The sequence below is a fragment of the uncultured Methanofollis sp. genome (assembly GCF_937919355.1).
Classification (GTDB): Archaea; Halobacteriota; Methanomicrobia; order Methanomicrobiales; family Methanofollaceae; genus Methanofollis.
On the sequence record NZ_CALFSA010000215.1, the window covers coordinates 1 to 16498 of the forward strand.

17 protein-coding genes are annotated in these 16498 nt (G+C 66.1%); 11 read left to right on the forward strand and 6 right to left on the reverse strand.

Translation table 11 applies throughout. From position 1 onward, the window contains the following. Positions 1 to 194: 194 nt before the first annotated feature. Genes Q0520_RS10475 through Q0520_RS10500 form a run of 6 tightly spaced genes read left to right on the forward strand, consistent with a single transcriptional unit; the run spans position 195 to position 7236 of the window. On the forward strand, positions 195 to 1628 hold the full coding sequence (locus Q0520_RS10475; RefSeq protein ID WP_298669848.1) for an alpha-amylase: 1434 nt from the start codon (positions 195 to 197) through the stop codon (positions 1626 to 1628). Next, on the forward strand, positions 1607 to 2746 hold the full coding sequence (locus tag Q0520_RS10480) for a glycosyltransferase family 4 protein (protein WP_342765272.1): 1140 nt from the start codon (positions 1607 to 1609) through the stop codon (positions 2744 to 2746). The genes Q0520_RS10475 and Q0520_RS10480 overlap by 22 nt, the downstream gene beginning before the upstream one ends. Continuing rightward, positions 2746 to 3984: a glycosyltransferase family 4 protein gene (locus Q0520_RS10485; protein ID WP_298669851.1), complete on the forward strand. Its 1239-nt coding sequence runs from the start codon at positions 2746 to 2748 to the stop codon at positions 3982 to 3984. The genes Q0520_RS10480 and Q0520_RS10485 overlap by 1 nt, the downstream gene beginning before the upstream one ends. Continuing rightward, positions 3981 to 5642, forward strand: a complete 1662-nt coding sequence (locus tag Q0520_RS10490; protein ID WP_298669853.1) for an amylo-alpha-1,6-glucosidase — start codon at positions 3981 to 3983, stop codon at positions 5640 to 5642. The genes Q0520_RS10485 and Q0520_RS10490 overlap by 4 nt, the downstream gene beginning before the upstream one ends. Further along, the gene (locus tag Q0520_RS10495; RefSeq protein WP_298669855.1) at positions 5639 to 6583 is read left to right on the forward strand and encodes a phosphotransferase family protein; all 945 of its coding nucleotides are present in this window, start codon (positions 5639 to 5641) and stop codon (positions 6581 to 6583) included. Before Q0520_RS10490 ends, Q0520_RS10495 begins: the two co-directional genes overlap by 4 nt. Further along, positions 6565 to 7236 carry an HAD family hydrolase gene (locus Q0520_RS10500; protein WP_298669860.1) on the forward strand — a complete coding sequence of 224 codons (672 nt, stop codon included), beginning with the start codon at positions 6565 to 6567 and terminating at the stop codon, positions 7234 to 7236. Before Q0520_RS10495 ends, Q0520_RS10500 begins: the two co-directional genes overlap by 19 nt. Positions 7237 to 7248: 12 nt before the next feature. On the opposite strand, the gene Q0520_RS10505 is transcribed toward Q0520_RS10500, so the two are convergent. Further along, positions 7249 to 7932, reverse strand: a complete 684-nt coding sequence (locus tag Q0520_RS10505) for a DUF1614 domain-containing protein (RefSeq protein WP_298669862.1) — start codon at positions 7930 to 7932, stop codon at positions 7249 to 7251. An 85-nt stretch (positions 7933 to 8017) separates the two neighbouring features. Here Q0520_RS10505 and Q0520_RS10510 point away from each other — a divergent pair, with 85 nt between their 5' ends. From Q0520_RS10510 to Q0520_RS10520, 3 genes are read left to right on the forward strand one after another with little or no spacing between them, the layout of a single operon-like run. Then, positions 8018 to 8959 carry an ATP-binding cassette domain-containing protein gene (locus tag Q0520_RS10510; RefSeq protein ID WP_298669865.1) on the forward strand — a complete coding sequence of 314 codons (942 nt, stop codon included), beginning with the start codon at positions 8018 to 8020 and terminating at the stop codon, positions 8957 to 8959. Further along, the gene (locus tag Q0520_RS10515) at positions 8956 to 9720 is read left to right on the forward strand and encodes an ABC transporter permease (protein WP_298669868.1); all 765 of its coding nucleotides are present in this window, start codon (positions 8956 to 8958) and stop codon (positions 9718 to 9720) included. Before Q0520_RS10510 ends, Q0520_RS10515 begins: the two co-directional genes overlap by 4 nt. 38 nt (positions 9721 to 9758) lie before the next feature. Beyond that, positions 9759 to 10229 (forward strand): rhodanese-like domain-containing protein, encoded by a 471-nt coding sequence (locus Q0520_RS10520; RefSeq protein WP_298669870.1) that lies wholly within the window; start codon positions 9759 to 9761, stop codon positions 10227 to 10229. Here the strand turns inward: Q0520_RS10520 and Q0520_RS10525 are convergent. Both Q0520_RS10525 and Q0520_RS10530 read right to left on the reverse strand, forming a co-directional pair. After that, on the reverse strand, positions 10177 to 10614 hold the full coding sequence (locus Q0520_RS10525; RefSeq protein ID WP_298669871.1) for a hypothetical protein: 438 nt from the start codon (positions 10612 to 10614) through the stop codon (positions 10177 to 10179). The two genes, Q0520_RS10520 and Q0520_RS10525, sit on opposite strands and share 53 nt — an antisense overlap. Beyond that, positions 10614 to 11597 (reverse strand): DUF523 and DUF1722 domain-containing protein, encoded by a 984-nt coding sequence (locus tag Q0520_RS10530; RefSeq protein ID WP_298669873.1) that lies wholly within the window; start codon positions 11595 to 11597, stop codon positions 10614 to 10616. The genes Q0520_RS10525 and Q0520_RS10530 overlap by 1 nt, the downstream gene beginning before the upstream one ends. Before the next feature lie 120 nt (positions 11598 to 11717). Between Q0520_RS10530 and Q0520_RS10535 the strand changes: the two genes are divergently transcribed. Beyond that, positions 11718 to 12614, forward strand: a complete 897-nt coding sequence (locus Q0520_RS10535) for a prenyltransferase (RefSeq protein WP_298669875.1) — start codon at positions 11718 to 11720, stop codon at positions 12612 to 12614. Here Q0520_RS10535 and Q0520_RS10540 read toward each other — a convergent pair whose 3' ends face one another. From Q0520_RS10540 to Q0520_RS10550, 3 genes are read right to left on the reverse strand one after another with little or no spacing between them, the layout of a single operon-like run. Beyond that, a complete protein-coding gene (locus Q0520_RS10540; protein WP_298669877.1) occupies positions 12615 to 12968 on the reverse strand; it encodes a VOC family protein in 354 nt (117 codons plus the stop codon). A 35-nt stretch (positions 12969 to 13003) separates the two neighbouring features. After that, a complete protein-coding gene (locus Q0520_RS10545) occupies positions 13004 to 13597 on the reverse strand; it encodes a DUF2179 domain-containing protein (RefSeq protein ID WP_298669880.1) in 594 nt (197 codons plus the stop codon). Between the two features lie 27 nt (positions 13598 to 13624). Continuing rightward, entirely contained in the window at positions 13625 to 15196 is a 1572-nt protein-coding gene (locus Q0520_RS10550; protein ID WP_298669881.1) for a M20 family metallopeptidase, read from the reverse strand. A 96-nt stretch (positions 15197 to 15292) separates the two neighbouring features. Between Q0520_RS10550 and Q0520_RS10555 the strand changes: the two genes are divergently transcribed. Next, positions 15293 to 16498, forward strand: a 1206-nt coding sequence (locus Q0520_RS10555; RefSeq protein WP_298669882.1) for a PAS domain S-box protein, incomplete at its 3' end; no start/stop codon positions are given.

Genomic DNA, 16498 nt, shown 5'->3' on the forward strand with positions numbered 1-16498 from the left:
TCTTCCCTGGTCCAATCCTGTGTTCTCATGCTCGTAGACGCTCGCACCCCCAAACTCAGGATTGACCCGGGAAAGACAGAGCCGAAGATCCTGAAGGGAGAGTGCCGCACCTCCCCGAAGATATCCTTTAATATTGTATCCGGGGATAGGAGGGTGACAGGCATCGGGCCACGTCGATGGGGGAGGGGACAGTCGTGGCGGCGATCTGCATGGGCTTCGAGGTGCACCAGCCCTTCAGGCTCAACAGGGATTTTGTGCCGGCGATGGCGAGGGGACGGCGCGACCTGAAGGGCTGCTACTTCGATCCCTCGAACCGGGAGATCCTGGACCGCGTCGCCGACCGGTGTTATGTTCCGGCGACGGAGATCGTCCTCGACGCCCTCGACGGCGGGATGAGGTGCGCCTTCTCCCTCTCCGGTGTGCTCGTCGAGCAACTCGAACAGTGGCGCCCGGACGCCCTCGCCCTCTTTGCCGAGGTGGCGGCCCACAAAAACGCCGAGGTCCTCGCCCAGACCTACTACCACAGCCTCGCCGGTTTCTTCGCCGACACGGGGGAACTCAGCCTGCAGATGAAGATGCACGCCGACCTGATGCACGACCTCTTCGGGCGCGTGCCGGCGGTCGCCGAGAACACCGAGTTCGCCCTGGACAACAGGATCGCCGCCGCCGTGCGTGACCTCGGTTTTTCCGCCGTCTATACCGAGGGGACGGACCGCCTGCTCGGCGGGCGGAGCCCGAACGAGACCTACACCTGCGGGGGCCTCCCCCTCCTCCTCCGCAACTGCCCTCTCTCCGACGACATCGCCTTCCGCTTCTCCTGGACGGCGTGGGACAAGCACCCCCTGACGGCGGAGACCTACGCCTCCTGGGTCGCCCGGTCGCCCGGACGGTGCGCCCATGTCTTCATCGACTACGAGACCTTCGGCGAGCACCATAAGGAAGAGAGCGGCATCCTTGACTTCCTCGAAGCACTGCCCGGCGCCTTTGACGACGCCGGGGTCGCCACTCTCCTCCCCTCCGAGGCGGCCGCCTCCCCCCCTGCCGGCGAGGTCTCCCTCGATAGTCCCGTCTCGTGGGCCGACCTCGAGAAGGATGCATCTGCGTGGCTTGGAAACCCCGTCCAGCAGAGCACATTCTTCGCCCTCGAACACTCCCCGGCGAGGGCCGCCCGTCCTGACCTCTGGCGCTACCTCGGGACGAGCGACCACTTCTACTACCTCGCACGGAAGAACGGGTCATGCGGTGAGGTGCACCGCTACTTCTGTCCGGAGGGGAACGATGGATCCCATGACGCCTACATGCGGGTGCTCTCCCACCTGGAGGGCCGGTGTCTCGGCAGGGCGAGACGGTCGGCCGCCTCCCTGCCGCCCGACCGGGCCTTCCACTTCTGCTTTCCCGGCGGGCAGTATGCGGGCGTCTCCGCGCACAGTCTCCGCGAGTTCGAGGAGGCCCTCGAAAGAGCGCCCCGCGAGTCTGTCTGGTGGCACTTTGACCGCGGCGACTACTCGCGGTGGGTCGAGGGTTCTGTCGGTGACCGGCGACTGGCACGGGCCGTCTCGACCTGCCCGACCCCTGACGACGTGCGGGAGGCGGTACGTGCACGGAGGTGTTTGCTCTGCGGCGACTGAAAATCGCGTTCTTCTGCTGGGAGTCGCTCTACGGGGTCAGGGTCGGCGGCCTCGCCCCGGCGGCGACCTGCCTTGCCGAGGCCCTTGCCCGCGACCACGAGGTCCACTTCTTCACCCGCGGCTCCGGACCGCCTGAGAAGAACGGCGTCGTCTACCACTACTGCGACCCGCACGGCGGGAACATCGTCGAGTTCTGCAAAGACCTCGCCCTGAAGGCCTGCCGCCAGTTCGGCGAACAGGACTCGCCGCCCTTCGACATCCTCCACTTCCATGACTGGCACTTCGTCGAGGCGATGCACCGCCTGCGGGAGAGGAAGACGGTGCTCTCATTCCACTCCACCGAGTACGGGCGGAACGGCAACCAGAAGGGAGGGTGGTGGGAGTTCGGCGAGATATCCGGGAAGGAGTGGTACTGCGCCTATATCGCAAAGCGGGTGGTCGCCGTCTCGAAGACCCTGAGGGGAGAGGTGATGGCCCTCTACAATGTCCCGGACTGGAAGATCGACGCCGTCCCGAATGGGATCGACCCTGAAGCCTTTGCGGTGCAGGTCGACCAGGGCGCGGTGAAGCGCCGGTACGGCATCCACCCCTATGCCCCTCTCGTCTTCTTCGGCGGCCGTCTCGTCTACCAGAAGGGGCCGGACATCCTCGTGAAGGCGATCCCCTCCGTGCTGCGCCACCGCTGGGACGCAAACTTCGTCTTCGCCGGGAAGGGCGACATGCAGGACTGGGTCGCCCGCCATACCCGCGACATGCCGGCGCAGGTGCTCGGTTACCTCGCCGAGCGAGATTTTGTCAGCCTCCTCAATGCTGCGGACATCGTCGCCATCCCGAGCAGGAACGAACCCTTCGGCCTCATCCTCACCGAGGCCTGGAGTGCCGGGCGGTGCGTCGTCGCCTCAGACGTCGGCGGCCTCGGCGAGAACATCGAGCACCTTGTAGACGGAGTCAAGGTGCCGGTATCTGCCGGGGGGATGGCGGACGGGATCAACACCGTCATCGACGACCGCCGTCTCTGCTCCACCCTCGGCAGGAAAGGCCGGGAGAAGGTGGAGAGGGAGTTCCGGTGGGAGGCGGTGGCGCGGGCGATGGAGCGTGTCTACGAGAAGGTGCTCTGATGCGGGTCGCCTATTTCCTGGACGAGTTCCCCCCCTTCCTCAGGGGCGGCCTCGGGACATATGCGCTGGAGATGGCCCCCCTCCTTGCTGCGGCCGGGTGCGCCCTCACGGTCTATGCCTTCAGGATGGGGGACGCCGCCGTGGAGGAGGAGTGGGCCGGGGCCCATGTCCGCCGCCTCCCCCTCCCCGAACCCGCTCCTCTCCTCCCGGTTATCCTGCCCTCGGATGTGGCGGCATGGCCCCCTGACGCCGCCCACTTCTTCGCCGACTACCTCGTCTACAACATCGTCTCCGCCGGCGACCTCCTCGCCCGCGGCGAGAAGGCCGACCTTGCGGTGGCACACGACTGGCTCGCCGCCCCGGCGGCGATGGTCACGGCCGCGACCCTCGGCATCCCCTTTGTCTTCCATGTCCACTCGACCGAAGGGGGGCGGTCAGGGGACGGCGGGTCGCCGACCGTCAGGGCCCTTGAAGGCCGCGCCCTGGAGGAGGCGGCCGCCGTCATCACCGTCAGCCACGCCATGGAGGACGAACTCCTCGCCCTCGGCGTCCCGCGGGAGAAGGTCCACGTCGTCCACAACGGCGTCGATACGGCGAAGTACGATCCCGTGCGTGTCCCGCCGGCGGCGGTGCGGGCCTTCAGGGAGCGCCTCGGCGTCGGGTCTGACCCCCTCGTCCTCTTCGTCGGCCGGCTGACGCGGGTGAAGGGGGCCGACACCCTCCTGCGGGCCTTCGCCATGGTCCTCCGTGAGGTGCCTGCCGCCCACCTCCTCGTCCTCGGCGTCGGCGAGATGGACGGCGATCTCAGGCGCCTCGCCGAAAAAATCGGGGGAGGGCGGGTCCACCTGGAGTTCTCCTTCATCCCTGAAGAGGAGCGTATCCTCCGCTATGCCGCGGCCGACGTCTGCGTCTTCCCCTCGACCTACGAGCCCTTCGGCATCGTCTGCACCGAGGCGATGGCGATGGGAAAACCCGTCGTCGTCGGGGCGCGGGGCACCTCGGGGATGCGGGAGCAGGTCGTGCCCGCGGGCGAGGGCATCTGCGGTTTCCACATCAACCCCCATGACCCGGCCGACATCGCCACCTATCTCGCCCTCGTCCTCCGCGACCCCGCCCTGCGGGACGTGATGGGGAGGAACGGGCGGGAGCGGGCCGTCGCCCTCTTCTCGTGGGAGAGGGCGGCGCGGGAGACGGCGGCGGTCTACGAGGCGGCGGTGATGAGGGGGAAAAAGCCGTGATCGCCTTCTCCTCCGGCCTCCAGGAGCGTGCGTTCGCCCGGACGAAGGAGTACCTCCTTGTGGCGGGCGGCGCCTACGCCTCCTCCTCCCTTGCCGGGAACACCCGGAAGTACCACGGCCTCCTTGTCAGGGACGGCAGCGTCCTCCTCTCCGGCCTCGACGAGTACCTGGACGGCACCGCCCTCACGCCGGCGGCGTACGCGGGCGGGAACGACGACCGGGGGCTTTCCTCCCTCGCCGCCGTCTCCCTCTCGCCTGAGCCCACATTCATCTACCATGCCGGGGGTGCGGTCCTGCGGAAGACGCTCTCCTTCGACGGCGCCCTCTCTGTCAGGTACGACCTCGTCGGCGAGGGGACGCTCAGGGTCGCGCCCCTCGTCGCCTGCCGCGGCGTCCACGAGGTGAGGCGGTCCTGCGACGACCTGTCGGCCTCCCCCCTCCCCGACGGCGTGCAGGTCGGTGCCCTCTCGATCAGGTCGGACCTCGCCTTCACCCCGGCGCCGGCCGTCTACCGCGACGTCCTCTACGAGGTGGAGAGGGAGCGGGGCTATGCCTGCCGGGAAGACCTCTTCTGTCCGGGCGTCTTCGAGGGCGAAGGCGAGGACCAGACATTCTGGCTGACTGCCGATGCAGGCGGGAAACGCTCTCCCCCGGTACGGGGGGGTGACCTCCTCTCCCGCGCCGCCGACGCCTTCCTTGCCGGCGACGCGATCCTCGCGGGCTACCACTGGTTTGCGGAGGAGTGGGGGCGGGACACCTTCGTCTCCCTCCCCGGCCTCCTCCTCGCCCGCGGCGACTACGCCCGCGCCCGCCGCGTCTTCACCCGCTGGGCCGGCATGATACGGGACGGCCTCCTCCCGAACAGGCCGCCCGACGACTACACCTCGTCGGACGCCGCTCTCTGGTTCGTCCTCGCGCTGGCACGCTATGCGGCCGCAACAGGTGACACAGACTTTGCCCGCTCGATGCGCCCCGCAGTTGCGGCCATCCTCGACGGCTACCAGGACAACCCGGTGACGCACCTCGACAGGGCGCTCCTCTCTGTCGCCCCGCGGAGCACCTGGATGGACACCCCCTTCACGCCCCGCTCCGGCAAACCCGTCGAGGTCAACGCCCTCTGGGTGGCGGCCCTCAGGTTTGCGGAGTCCCTCGACATCGACGGCCCGGTGACGGCCCGGGAGGCCGGGATGGCCTTCGGTCGCTTCTGGAACGAGACCCGGGGCTGCTTCTTCGATGTCATCGACCCCGCCGACCCGGCGGTCAGGCCAAACCAGGTCGTCGCCCTCGCCCTCGGCATCCCGCCGGCAGACGAAGCTGAACGTGCCCTTGCAGTGGTCAGGTCCGAACTCCTCACGCCCTTCGGCCTGCGGACGCTCTCGCCCCGCGAGCCCGGTTACGCGGGCCGGTTCACCGGCGACGCCGCCTACCACAACGGGACCGTCTGGCCCTGGCTCCTTGGTTTCTACATCGACGCCCTCGGGGTCTACGCACCCGGCGTCGACCCCGCCCCTCTCCTCCTCCCCCTCGTCGCCCACCTCGCCGACGCTGGCCTCGGCACCATCTCCGAGTGCTTCGACGGCGACCCCCCGCACAGGCCGGGCGGGTGCATCGCGCAGGCATGGAGCGTCGCGGAAGTGCTGCGGGGGAGCGCCCCGTGAGGCGTGAACGGCATGCCGGCACCCTCGCCCCCGGCGACCCCTTCAGGGACTGGCTTGTCTCCGTCCTCGGCGGGAGAGTCAGGCACGCCGACGCCCCCGCCGAGGTCTACCTGATCAGGCCCGCCTCGCACACCGTCTGCCGGTACGCATTCCGCGGCGAGGGGGTCAGCGTCGTCGGCAAGTTCTTCGCCGAACCGACAGGGGCGAACCACGACTTCGACCCGGAGAGGGCGATGGAGACGGAGTACAGGATGCTGAAATGGGCGCGGCGGAGGATTGCGGTCCCCGAACCGATCGCCGTCCGCGCCGACTATCACTGCGCCCTCGTCACCGGCTACGTCCGGGGGCGGCCGCTCCTCGACTTCCTCAGGGACGACCCTTCCCTCTTCGGCCGCCTGACCGACGTTGCCTCTCTCCTCCGCCGTCTCCACGGCGGCGGTACGTCGGCGTACGACCTGGAGAGGGAGTTCGCCACTTTCCAGGGCGTCCTCGGCCAGGTCGCTCTCTCGTCCGGGGAGAGGGAGCGTTTCAACCGCCGCCTGAAGAGGTGGCGGGAGGCGGGCACCCTGGAACGGGATCGCGGCTGCATGATCCACCGCGACGCCACGCCTGCAAACTATCTCTTCGGCAGGGCGGGCGTTGTTGCGGTCGATTTCGAGAGTGCCTGGACAGGTGCGCACCCGGTGCACGACCCCGGCATCCTCTGCGCCGAGATGAGGTACGCCTTCAGGCGACGCTACGGCGACGCCGGCAGGGCCGAGCCCTATCTCGGCCACTTCCTCCGGCAGTATGCGGGATCGGAGGAGGCTTTCAGGTACGTCACCGGGTGCGTCCCCTTCTACATGGCCCTCGGGTATCTCAGGGTGGCGCGCCTCCCGGTTGGAAACCATGAAATGGAATGGCTGAAAAAGGAGGCGCTTGCATGTCTCAGGCACCGGTAGATTTCACGCGGGTCCGTGCCGTCCTCTTCGACTGTTACGACACCCTGCTCGACATCAGCACAGACGAGGGAAGCCTCCCGGCCTACCAGACCCTCAGTACCTGGGCGGCCTACCAGGGGGTGCGGATCGCGCCCGAAGACCTCAGGGACGAGTACAGGCGGCGGGTCGCCTGGACGATGGCGCAGAGCACGGACGCCCATCCCGAGGTGCGGGTCGAGGAGATCTTCGCCGGGATCTGTCGGGACTACGCCGCCTGGTCGGTGGACGAGACGATCCTTGGCGTCCTCTTCGCCCGCTCATTCAGGGCCGCCACGGTCCGCAGACTGGGCGCCTTCCCGCGGAGCAGGAGACTCCTCTCAGCCCTGTACAGTTATCCCCTCGGCGTCGTCTCCAACGGCCAGCGGGTCTTCTCCGAGGTCGAACTCCGGATGTTCGGCCTCGCCCCTTTCTTCCAGGCCGTCATCTTCTCCTCGGACGTCGGGTGCAAGAAACCCGACGACCGGATCTTTCAGGTCGCCCTCAGGCGTCTCGGTGTCGAACCCGGCGAGGCCCTCTTCATCGGCGACTCGATGGCGAACGACATCATACCGGCGCGGAGGCTCGGCATGCAGGCGGTCCCCATCCGCGAGGCCTGGCCGCTCTTCTCTGTCTGAGGAGCACTCCCCCTACACCCCTGTGTCCACCCGTCTGACCCTCCGGGCGACCACTGCCGCAAGGAAGACGGCGATGATGCCGGTGAGGAAGATCCCGTCGAAGACCCCGGCCCCGCCGATGGAGAGGACGGCCATTTCCCCTCCCGAGATCGTCTCGATCGTCCCCGGCGTCGCAAGGAGGAAGATGTCGGCCCCGAGGAGAGTGCCCATCGCCCCGCCCACGTAGGCTGTGCCCGGCGAGGTGATGTCTGCCCCGGCAAGGAGAATGCCTGCGAATGCCCCGGCAAGGGGTGCGATATAGAAGGGCATCAGGATGCCCTCCCCCTCCACCGGCGTCGCAAAATAGTAGGAGACGAGGGCGACGAAGAGCACGGCAAGGGCCGCGGGACCGGGCCGCACCCTCTGCCGTGCGACCACCTCGACAGAGAGGAAGAGGGGGATGATGCACCCGCCGACATTCACGGCAAGGACCACGCCGTCGGTGATCGCGAAGGGGATATCGATCAGACTCCCGACCAGTGCCCCGATCGTCATGATGATCGCCCGCGACGCCTTCATCCCCGCGAGTTCAAACGCCTCCTCGCTGACGATGATGAAGAGGTACAGCAGGAGGACCGGGACCATCAGGACGACGAAGAGGTAGAGGGTCTCTGTCGAGAGAAAGGGCACAAAAACACTTGCAGGAACTCCGGTCATGATCCTTGCGCCTACTCTCCTGTCACACCATAAAACCCCTTCCCCATCCCAAAGATTTTGAAGCGGGGAGGACGAGATCTCCCTCATGCCTGCCATCAGGGTCGAAGGGTTGACGAAGGTCTTCGGCACCCTTGTCGCCGTGGACCATATCTCCTTTGAGGTGGCGGACGGGGAGATCTTCGGCCTTCTCGGTCCGAATGGTGCGGGGAAGACGACGACGATCAGCATGCTCACCACCCTCCTCACGCCGACAGAGGGCACCGCAGAGGTCGCCGGGGCCGACATCGTCAGAGCGCGGGACCGGGTCAGGGAGCAGATCGGCGTCGTCTTCCAGGAACCTGCACTGGACACGAACCTCACCGGCAGGGAGAACCTGGACTTCCACGCACGGATGTACGGGATCGGCCGCACCGAGAGAGAGGAGAGGATCAGGGCGGTCCTCGCCCTGGTGGAACTCTCCGACAGGGCCGACGCTCTCGTCGCCGAATACTCCGGGGGGATGAAGCGCCGCCTTGAGATCGCCCGCGGCCTCATCCAGCACCCCCGCATCCTCTTCCTGGACGAACCGACCCTCGGCCTCGACGCCCAGACGCGGCGGCACATCTGGGAGTATATCCGGACCCTCAACAGGGAGAGGGGCGTGACCGTGATCCTGACGACCCACTACATGGAGGAGGCCGACCGCCTCTGCGACAGGGTGGCGATCATCGACCGCGGCCGCATCGCCGTCCTTGACACGCCGGAGAAACTGAAGGAGGCGCTCGGCGGCGATGCGATCACCCTCTCCATCGAGGGGGACGCCGAACCCCTCCTGAAGGCCCTTGCCGGTCTCCCCTGGGTCAAACAGGCGGGTGTGGCGAGCGGCGCAATCACCCTCACCGTGGAGCAGGGCGAGCGGCACATCCCCGCCCTCATCGCCGCCGCCGGGTCTGCCGGGGTCGCGGTCACCGCGGTGAACCTGAGAAAACCGAGTCTGGAGGACGTCTTCATCCAGGTGACCGGGCGGTCGATCAGGGAGGGCGCATGAGGGACCTCACCGCGATCGCCGTCCTCTGGCAGAGGGAAATGATCCGCTTCTTCAGGGCGAAGTCGCGGGTCGTCGGGACGCTCGGCATGCCCATCTTCTTCCTCGCCTTCCTGGGGTTCGGTTTCCAGACAAGCAGCGTCCCCGGCATCCCGGCGGGCATCGACTACGTCACCTTTCTCGTGCCCGGCATCCTCGGCATGACGATCCTCTTCTCCTCGACCTTTGCCGGGATCTCGGTCCTCTGGGACAGGGAGTTCGGGTTCCTCAAGGAGATCATGGTGGCGCCGGTCAGCAGGACGGCGATCGTCCTCGGGCGGATCGCGGGCGGGGCGACGACCTCCCTTGTGCAGGGGGTACTCATCCTCCTCCTTGCCGTCCCGATGGGTTTCCCCCTCCCCGGCGTCGTCCCCTTCCTTGCTGCGGTCGCCTTCATGCTCCTCATCGCCGCCGCATTCATCTCCCTCGGCCTCATCTTCGCCTCGAATATGAAGGACATCCACGGTTTCTCCCTCGTCATGAACTTCGTCGTCTTCCCGATCTTCTTCCTCTCGGGCGCCCTCTTCCCGGTCGAAAACCTGCCGGCATGGCTTCTCCCCCTCGCCTATGCCGACCCCCTCACCTACGGGGTGGACGGTCTGCGGGGCGTGCTAACAGGTGTCTCGTCTTTCTCCCCTCTCCTGGATTTCGTCATCCTTTCCGCCTTTGCCCTTCTCCTCCTCGCCCTTGGTGCCTGGTTCTTTGAGAGGAGCGAGTCTGCCTGATCAGGCACCACCTTTTTCTTGGATGATGAGATCTGTGCATGGCGAAGATGATGCTGGCCGTCGTCTGTTGCGCCCTTCTCCTTACGGTCCTGGTCGTGGGACTCGCTGTCAGCGGGAGAATGGCAGAGGGGGATCTCCCCCGCGTGACCCTCGCCGGCGAGGGAGCAGAGGTGAAGAATGTGGATGTCGGGGAGGCCTATGCCCTGATCGCCGACCGCGAGGGTGACCCTGCCTTCGTCATCCTCGACGTCAGGACGCCCGGCGAGGTTGCGGCCGGGTATATCGAAGGGGCGGTGAATATCAACTACCGCAATGACTCGTTTTCCCGCGAGATCTCGGCCCTCGACCGGGGCAAGACCTATCTTGTCTACTGCCGGGCCGGCAACAGGAGCGCCCGGACGTCGGAGATGATGGTGAAGGACGGTTTTGCAGAAGTCTACAATATGGAGGGCGGGATCACGGCGTGGAGAGAGGCGGGATATCCAGTGGTCCGAGAGTCCCCGGCGTGACAGCGGTTTCGCCGCTGTGGACTGTCCGCCCATACTGGTCGATGATGTCGGTCTTCGCGACCACCGTGACGCCGGGTTCTGATGGCACGGGCGGGAGTTCGATCGGGCGGTCTGCGGAGATATCTTCGTAGACCCTCCCGGCCACGGCGACGGCCACCTCCTCGCCCTGCCTGACCTCGAAGGTGACAAAGTACGGGGCCGGTTCTGTGCTGTCCGGGTGGTAAAGGAAGACGATCTCGTCGGGCACTCCGCCAGTGTGCGCCGCACCTGCCCTGAAAGTCACCGGTTCCGGGAGACTGCCGTCGGGCGTGCCGAGGCAGCATGCTGAGGCCGCCGCTGCGACAAGGACGAGCAGGCAGGCCAGTATGATCCTTTTTTTCGTCATTATTTTTCCCAGTAGTCCCTCTGGTTATGGGAGAGGTCCTCAGACACGCCCATCAGTTCGGCGGGAAAGGGGGAGAAGAAGGTCTGCTCCCGGAGGTAGTCGTCGTCGAACCGCACGATCCAGCCTCTCAGGATCGTCAGGTTCGGGCAGATGGTGACCCTGTCCTGGCGGTACTGCTCCAGTGTGTCGAGGAAGAAGGTCTTCTCCGCGGGGGAGAGTCCGCCCCTGAAGCGGCCGAGGGCATGGAGGAGGACGTTGATGTTTGCGGTGTAGCGGGGTGCCCGCGACAGTGCGGCGTTCAGGTGGTCGCCGTACTCTCCTGCGACCTCAGGGAATTCTCTCTTCTCAGGGTTTGCGGTGATCCTCCCGAGTTCCCTGAGTTCTTTCTGGCTGTAGGCCATCAGGAGGAGTTTGTTCCGCGTGTGGAAGGTGGCGAGGTCCTGCATGTCGCCGCCTGCCCGCACCTCCCTGAATGCGGCGAGGGTGAAGATCCGTGTGAGGTAGTGCTCCCTGATCCGCCTGTTCCGCAGGCGCCCCTCGTCCTCGGCAGGGAGGTGCGGGAACTGTCTGGCCATGGCGGCGGCGAAGACCCCCGCCGTCTTTCCCATGACGTCCCCTGCCCCTCCTGCCCGGTAGACCTTCACGTCCCTGATCCCGCAGGAGGGCGAGCGGGACTTGAGGAGGAATCCGTCGATCTCCCGGAGGGTTGCGGCGAAAGACGCGGCGAACCTCTTCATCCTCCCTGTGACGTCGAGCCCTGTCTCGTGCTGGACAAGGCGCTCGCCGTCCTGTTCCCTGACGGTTCGCACCGGTTTTCTCGGCACGCCAAGTCCGATCTCGACCTCCGCGCAGACCGGGAGAAAGTCCACGTGGGGTGCGAGCATCCGGACGACCTCGCTCGTGATCATGTCCCCGTTCCAGCGGCAGTGGTCGAAGCCAAGGCACCTGCTGACGACCACCCGTGGCCGTGCAAACGCTCTCACATCTCTCTCCGATCCATGGAGAGACGCCACCCCACATAGAGGTTTCTCTCCCCGACCTCCACGCAGGTCGCCGCGGGGTATGGCCGCCACCCTTATCTTCCTCCGGGCACCTGCTCGTGCATGGCAGGGACGCTCCTTGCACTCGTACGCCTCGGCCGCTTCCGCTTTCTCCTCGGTGGCCTTCTCCTCTGCATCTTCGGCGCCCTCCTCGCCGGGGTGGCCGGACACTCCATCGACCCTGTCCGCCTCCTCGCCGGGTGGACGGTCCTTGCGGCCGGACAACTCTCGGTCTCGTACAGCAACGACTATTTCGACCGTGTGGCCGACCGGGCAGGGACGCAGACCCGGATATCGGGAGGGAGCGGCGTCCTCCTGGAGAGGCCAGACCTCGCACCTCTTGCGCGGCAGGTCGCCCTCTCGCTCATTGGGGCCTCCATCCTCATCGCCCTTGACTATGCCGCCCTCTACCCGGTGCCCCTGTACTTCCTCCCCTTCGTCCTTGCCGGCAACCTCGTCGGCTGGTACTATACGGCGCCGCCCCTTGCCTTCGCCTACCGCGGCCTTGGCGAGGCGGCGACTGCCCTCACCTTCGGTTTCTTCATGCCCGGCATGGGCTATCTCGTCGTTGCAGGGGGTTTCGACCTCTTTTTTGTTGCAAGGACGGTCCCGCTCCTCTTCTTCGGTCTCGGGTTCATCATCACCGTCGAGACGCCGGACAGGGAGGGCGACGCGGCCGCCGGGAAGAGGACCTTTGTTGTCAGGTACGGCAGGCGAGCGGCATTTCTCGCGGTCTTCGCCGCCTTCGCCGCCTTCGCCGCGGGCGCCCTCCTCCTCTACCCTCTCCTCCCGGTCCCTGCCATCGGGATCGCATCGCTCCTTCCCGTTGCGAGGGCGGCGTTTGCCTGCCTCAGGCCCCCCTCGGGTCGTGCCGCCGTCGTAGCCGCGGCCGGGAGGAACCATGCCGCCCTTGCGGCCTTCGTCCTCCTTGCGGACATCGTCCTTGCGGCCCGTCTCTGATCAGGGTGCGTTCTCCCAGAGGCCGAAGCGGTTCTTCTCCGTGTCCTCGCAGACCGCGAGGTACCCCATCCCCGGCACCGGCGTCTTCCCGGTGACCACCCGGCCGCCGAGTGCTGTCACCCGATCGAGACACTCCTCGATGGAGGGGACGTCGATGTAGAGCATCATGTGCTGCCCCGCGTACTCGCGGGCGAAGAGGTCGCCCCCGACCTCCCCGCCTGTCGAGACCATCCAGAAGTCGTCCTTGAAGGGAACGGGGAACGGCGTCGTCTCCCACCCGAAGAGATCGCGATAAAATGCCTTCGCCCTGCCCGTATCGTCGGCAGGGATCTCGAACCATGTCACCGATGGCATGGGCCCGTGTGGGCCCCCATCCAGAATAGCCTTTCTCACTTCCCCTTGCGGAAGTGCTTGAAGAGCCTGATGTCGGTCTTCCTGTCCCGCACCTGCGGGAAAGTCCCCTCCGCCGCGTAGCGCACGTCCTCGACAGAGTAGAAGGCCTTCGGGGAGTACGCACCCACCTTGGCGATCACGTCCGGGATGTTCCGCCGCCGCACAACGGTGAAGATGACCTTCCCTGGCCCTGCCTTCCCCTGCGCCTCCATCACGGTCACCCCGTAGCCCGCGGACCGCAGGGTGCCGATGAGAGCGGTGGCGTCCCTCTGCGTGATGATCCTGATGACTGCAAGTCCCATCGCGATCTTCTCCTCGACCAGTATGCCGATGTAGTTGCCCGCGGCAAAACCTGCGGCATAGGCGATGTAGTTGACGTAGTTGGTGAGGTTTGCGAAGATCTGCCCGATTGCCGTGAGCCAGATGAGGATCTCAAAGAAACCGAGGACCGGGGCGACGACCTTCATGCCGCGGGCGACGAAGATGATCCGCATCGTCCCGATGGTGACGTCGGCTATCCTCGCAAAGAAGATGAGGATAGGCAGCAGGATGGTGGAAAAAATCCAGGGGTCAATCTCGAACACAGGCATTGTCTCCTTTAAAATGTACAGTGAGGATCAGGGGCGCCGTGCACAGGCAATGACTGATGCGGCAAGGGCGACGGTCCCTGTCCTGATCGCAGGCCCGGCGGCCGGGGCGAAGTGTGAGGAGTGGAGGTACGCGTCCCCGCTCCCTTCGTCCTTTGTCCCGATCCTGAAGTAGGCAAGGGGGATGCCGGCGTCCCCGAAGACGGCGAAGTCCTCGCTCCCTGCGAGGGGCGGGATCTCGACGACCGCTCCGGCGCCGAGGCACTCCTCTATCCCGGCACCGCACTTCCCGGTGAGGGCGGCGTCGGTGACGAGGGGCGGCACAGATTCGTCGATCACCGTCACCACCGGCATCCTCCCGGGCGGCATGCCTGCGGCCATCGCCGTCCCCTCTGCGATCCTCCGGATCGCCGCAAGGCCCTGGTCGCGGACCGCAGGGCGGTGGTATCTGAGGTTCAGTTTCAGGGCCACCTCGTCGGGGATCGCATTGTGCTTTGTCCCGCCGTGGATCGCGCCGATCGAGAGGACGAAGAAGTCGTTCGGGTCGATCTCGCGGCTCCGTATGGTCTGGAGGGCGAGGACCGTCTCCGCCGCCAGGACGATGGGGTCGCGGGTCCGGTCGGGATGGGCGGCATGGCCACCGATTCCCCGCACCACAAGGTCGATTGACTCCCCGCCGGCCGAGAGGATGCCCGACCGCGTCCCGACCCGGCCGGCACCGATGTCAGGGCCTGCGTGGACGGCGACCGCGCAGTCGGGTCTCGGGAACCTCTCGAAAAGGCCGTCGGCGATCATCCTTTTCGCCCCGGCGACGACCTCCTCCGCAGGTTGGCCGACGAAGAGGACGGTCCCTCTCCAGCATTCACGACAGGCGGCGAGGAGGCGTGCCGCCCCGACAAGGGACGTCATGTGCAGGTCGTGGCCGCAGGCATGCATGACGCCGGGGCGCCTGCTGGCATACGAGAGGCCGGTCTCCTCCGTGATGGGGAGGGCGTCCATGTCGGCCCTGAGCATCACCACCGGCCCTTCGCCGTTTTCAAGCACGCCGACGAGACCGTGGCCCCCGATGCCGCGGGTGACAGTGCACCCCGCAGCCTCCAGCGCCCCGGCAAGCCGTGCGGCCGTCTCCTCCTCCGCACCCGATACTTCGGGGGAAGCGTGGAACTCCCTGTAGAGGTCGAGCAGCAGAGGGACCTCCCTCTCTGTCGGGTCGAGGATACGTTCTTTCCATGCGGTTCCGGACTGTGCTGACACATATTCTCCTCTGAGTGCCGGGGTATTATGCATATCGCCGGTCGTCACCCCCCGGAACCCTGCCTTCTCACCACCTCCATCAGGGAAAGGGGACGGACCTTCTCCTCTTCGAGGACATGGGCCGTCTTCCTGACTGTGCAGGGGGAGTCGCCCGACTTTTCTCTCCCTGGTCGTTCCTGTCCCTGTCCGCACGACCGGTGACGGCACGATCATCGTGGCGGCCTCCGCAACCATTTCCCGTGCCTCTCCCGGATCGCCGCGGAGCGCAACATCTCTCCCGCCGGTGTTTGCAATGGCCGCAATGAGACGGGCGAGTCCCTGCACCGTCATTCCTTCGGGTACCACCATGCTGGTCCCTTTCCGGATGAGATCCGGTTTTTCGCACCGCCGGATCAGATAGTCATGTTTTTATAGTGGCTCGCTATTCTTTCCTTCCATACCCCCATGATCCGTACCCTCCTTGTCGACGACGAACCCCTCCTCCTGGACCTGGCCTGCGCCTTCCTTCGAGAGGAGAGGGACTTCACCGTGACACCTGTTGCGTCGGCGGAAGAAGCCCTCGACCTGCTTGGCGCCGCTCCCTATGACGTGGTGGTCTCCGACTACCAGATGCCCTCCATGGACGGCATCGAACTCCTGCGGACGGTCAGGGACAGGTACCCCGCCCTCCCCTTCCTCCTCTTCACAGGCAGGGGGCGGGAGCAGGTCGTCATCGAGGCCCTGAACTGCGGTGCCGACTTCTACATCCAGAAAGGCGGCGATCCCGTCGCCCAGTTCACCGAACTGGTCTCCAAGATCCGCCATGCCGTCGGGCGCAGGCGTGCCGAGGCCGCTCTCAGGGAGAGCGACGAGCGTTTCCGGAGCGTCGTCGAGAATGCTCATGAAGGGATCATGATGACGGACGACGAGGGGCGGGTCGTCCTCTGGAACAGGGCGGCGGAAGAGATCTTCGGGTACCGCTTCGACGAGATCGCGGGCCGCCCCTTTTACCACTATTTCCTGCCCGAAAAAACTCACCGCGCTGTCCGTGATGCCCTCGGCGAGTTCAGGATGAAAGGTGTGATCAGGCGTATCCTCACCGGGCGCAGGTTCACCGGGCAGGTCGTCAGGAGAGGAGGAGAAGTCTTTGTTGTCGAGTGCACCCTCTCTCCTGTCCAGTATCACGGTATATGGCACAGCATCGCCATCATACGGGACGTCACCGAGAGAGAACGGGCCGCGGCCGCTCTTCAGGAGAGTGAAAGGCAGTACAGGCACCTCTTCGAGCACTCGAAGGACGCGGTCATCGTCAGGACAGACGAAGGAGTGATCCTGAGAGTCAACCGTGCGGCATGCGAGATGCTCGGCTATCCCTCTGATGCCATTGTGGGAAGGAAAGTGACCGACTTTGCGGTCGATGGAGAGAAGGGGAGGGGAAGGGAGGCCCTGAAGACGGTCGCGGAAGCCGGAGAGGGTGTCTTCAGGACGCAGTGGGTCAGGTCGGACGGGCGGGTGATCGATGTCGAGGTCACGGCGCAGAGCACCTGTCCGGAGCGGGGTATAGGCCAGGGCATTGTCCGTGATATCAGCAGGAGCAAGCAGACGGCGGCGGCCCTCTGGCGCCGCGACGTGATCCTCGACGCGGTGGTCAGTGCCGCCGCCCGCCTCCTC

Coding starts and splice junctions, on each gene's coding strand:
- Q0520_RS10485 (WP_298669851.1), top strand. CDS start 2,746: ATGCGGGTCGCCTATTTCCTGGACGAGTTCCCCCCCTTCCTCAGGGGC.
- Q0520_RS10500 (WP_298669860.1), top strand. CDS start 6,565: ATGTCTCAGGCACCGGTAGATTTCACGCGGGTCCGTGCCGTCCTCTTC.
- Q0520_RS10505 (WP_298669862.1), bottom strand. CDS start 7,932: ATGACCGGAGTTCCTGCAAGTGTTTTTGTGCCCTTTCTCTCGACAGAG.
- Q0520_RS10510 (WP_298669865.1), top strand. CDS start 8,018: ATGCCTGCCATCAGGGTCGAAGGGTTGACGAAGGTCTTCGGCACCCTT.
- Q0520_RS10515 (WP_298669868.1), top strand. CDS start 8,956: ATGAGGGACCTCACCGCGATCGCCGTCCTCTGGCAGAGGGAAATGATC.
- Q0520_RS10520 (WP_298669870.1), top strand. CDS start 9,759: ATGGCGAAGATGATGCTGGCCGTCGTCTGTTGCGCCCTTCTCCTTACG.
- Q0520_RS10525 (WP_298669871.1), bottom strand. CDS start 10,614: ATGACGAAAAAAAGGATCATACTGGCCTGCCTGCTCGTCCTTGTCGCA.
- Q0520_RS10535 (WP_298669875.1), top strand. CDS start 11,718: ATGGCAGGGACGCTCCTTGCACTCGTACGCCTCGGCCGCTTCCGCTTT.
- Q0520_RS10540 (WP_298669877.1), bottom strand. CDS start 12,968: ATGCCATCGGTGACATGGTTCGAGATCCCTGCCGACGATACGGGCAGG.
- Q0520_RS10545 (WP_298669880.1), bottom strand. CDS start 13,597: ATGCCTGTGTTCGAGATTGACCCCTGGATTTTTTCCACCATCCTGCTG.
- Q0520_RS10550 (WP_298669881.1), bottom strand. CDS start 15,196: ATGGTGGTACCCGAAGGAATGACGGTGCAGGGACTCGCCCGTCTCATT.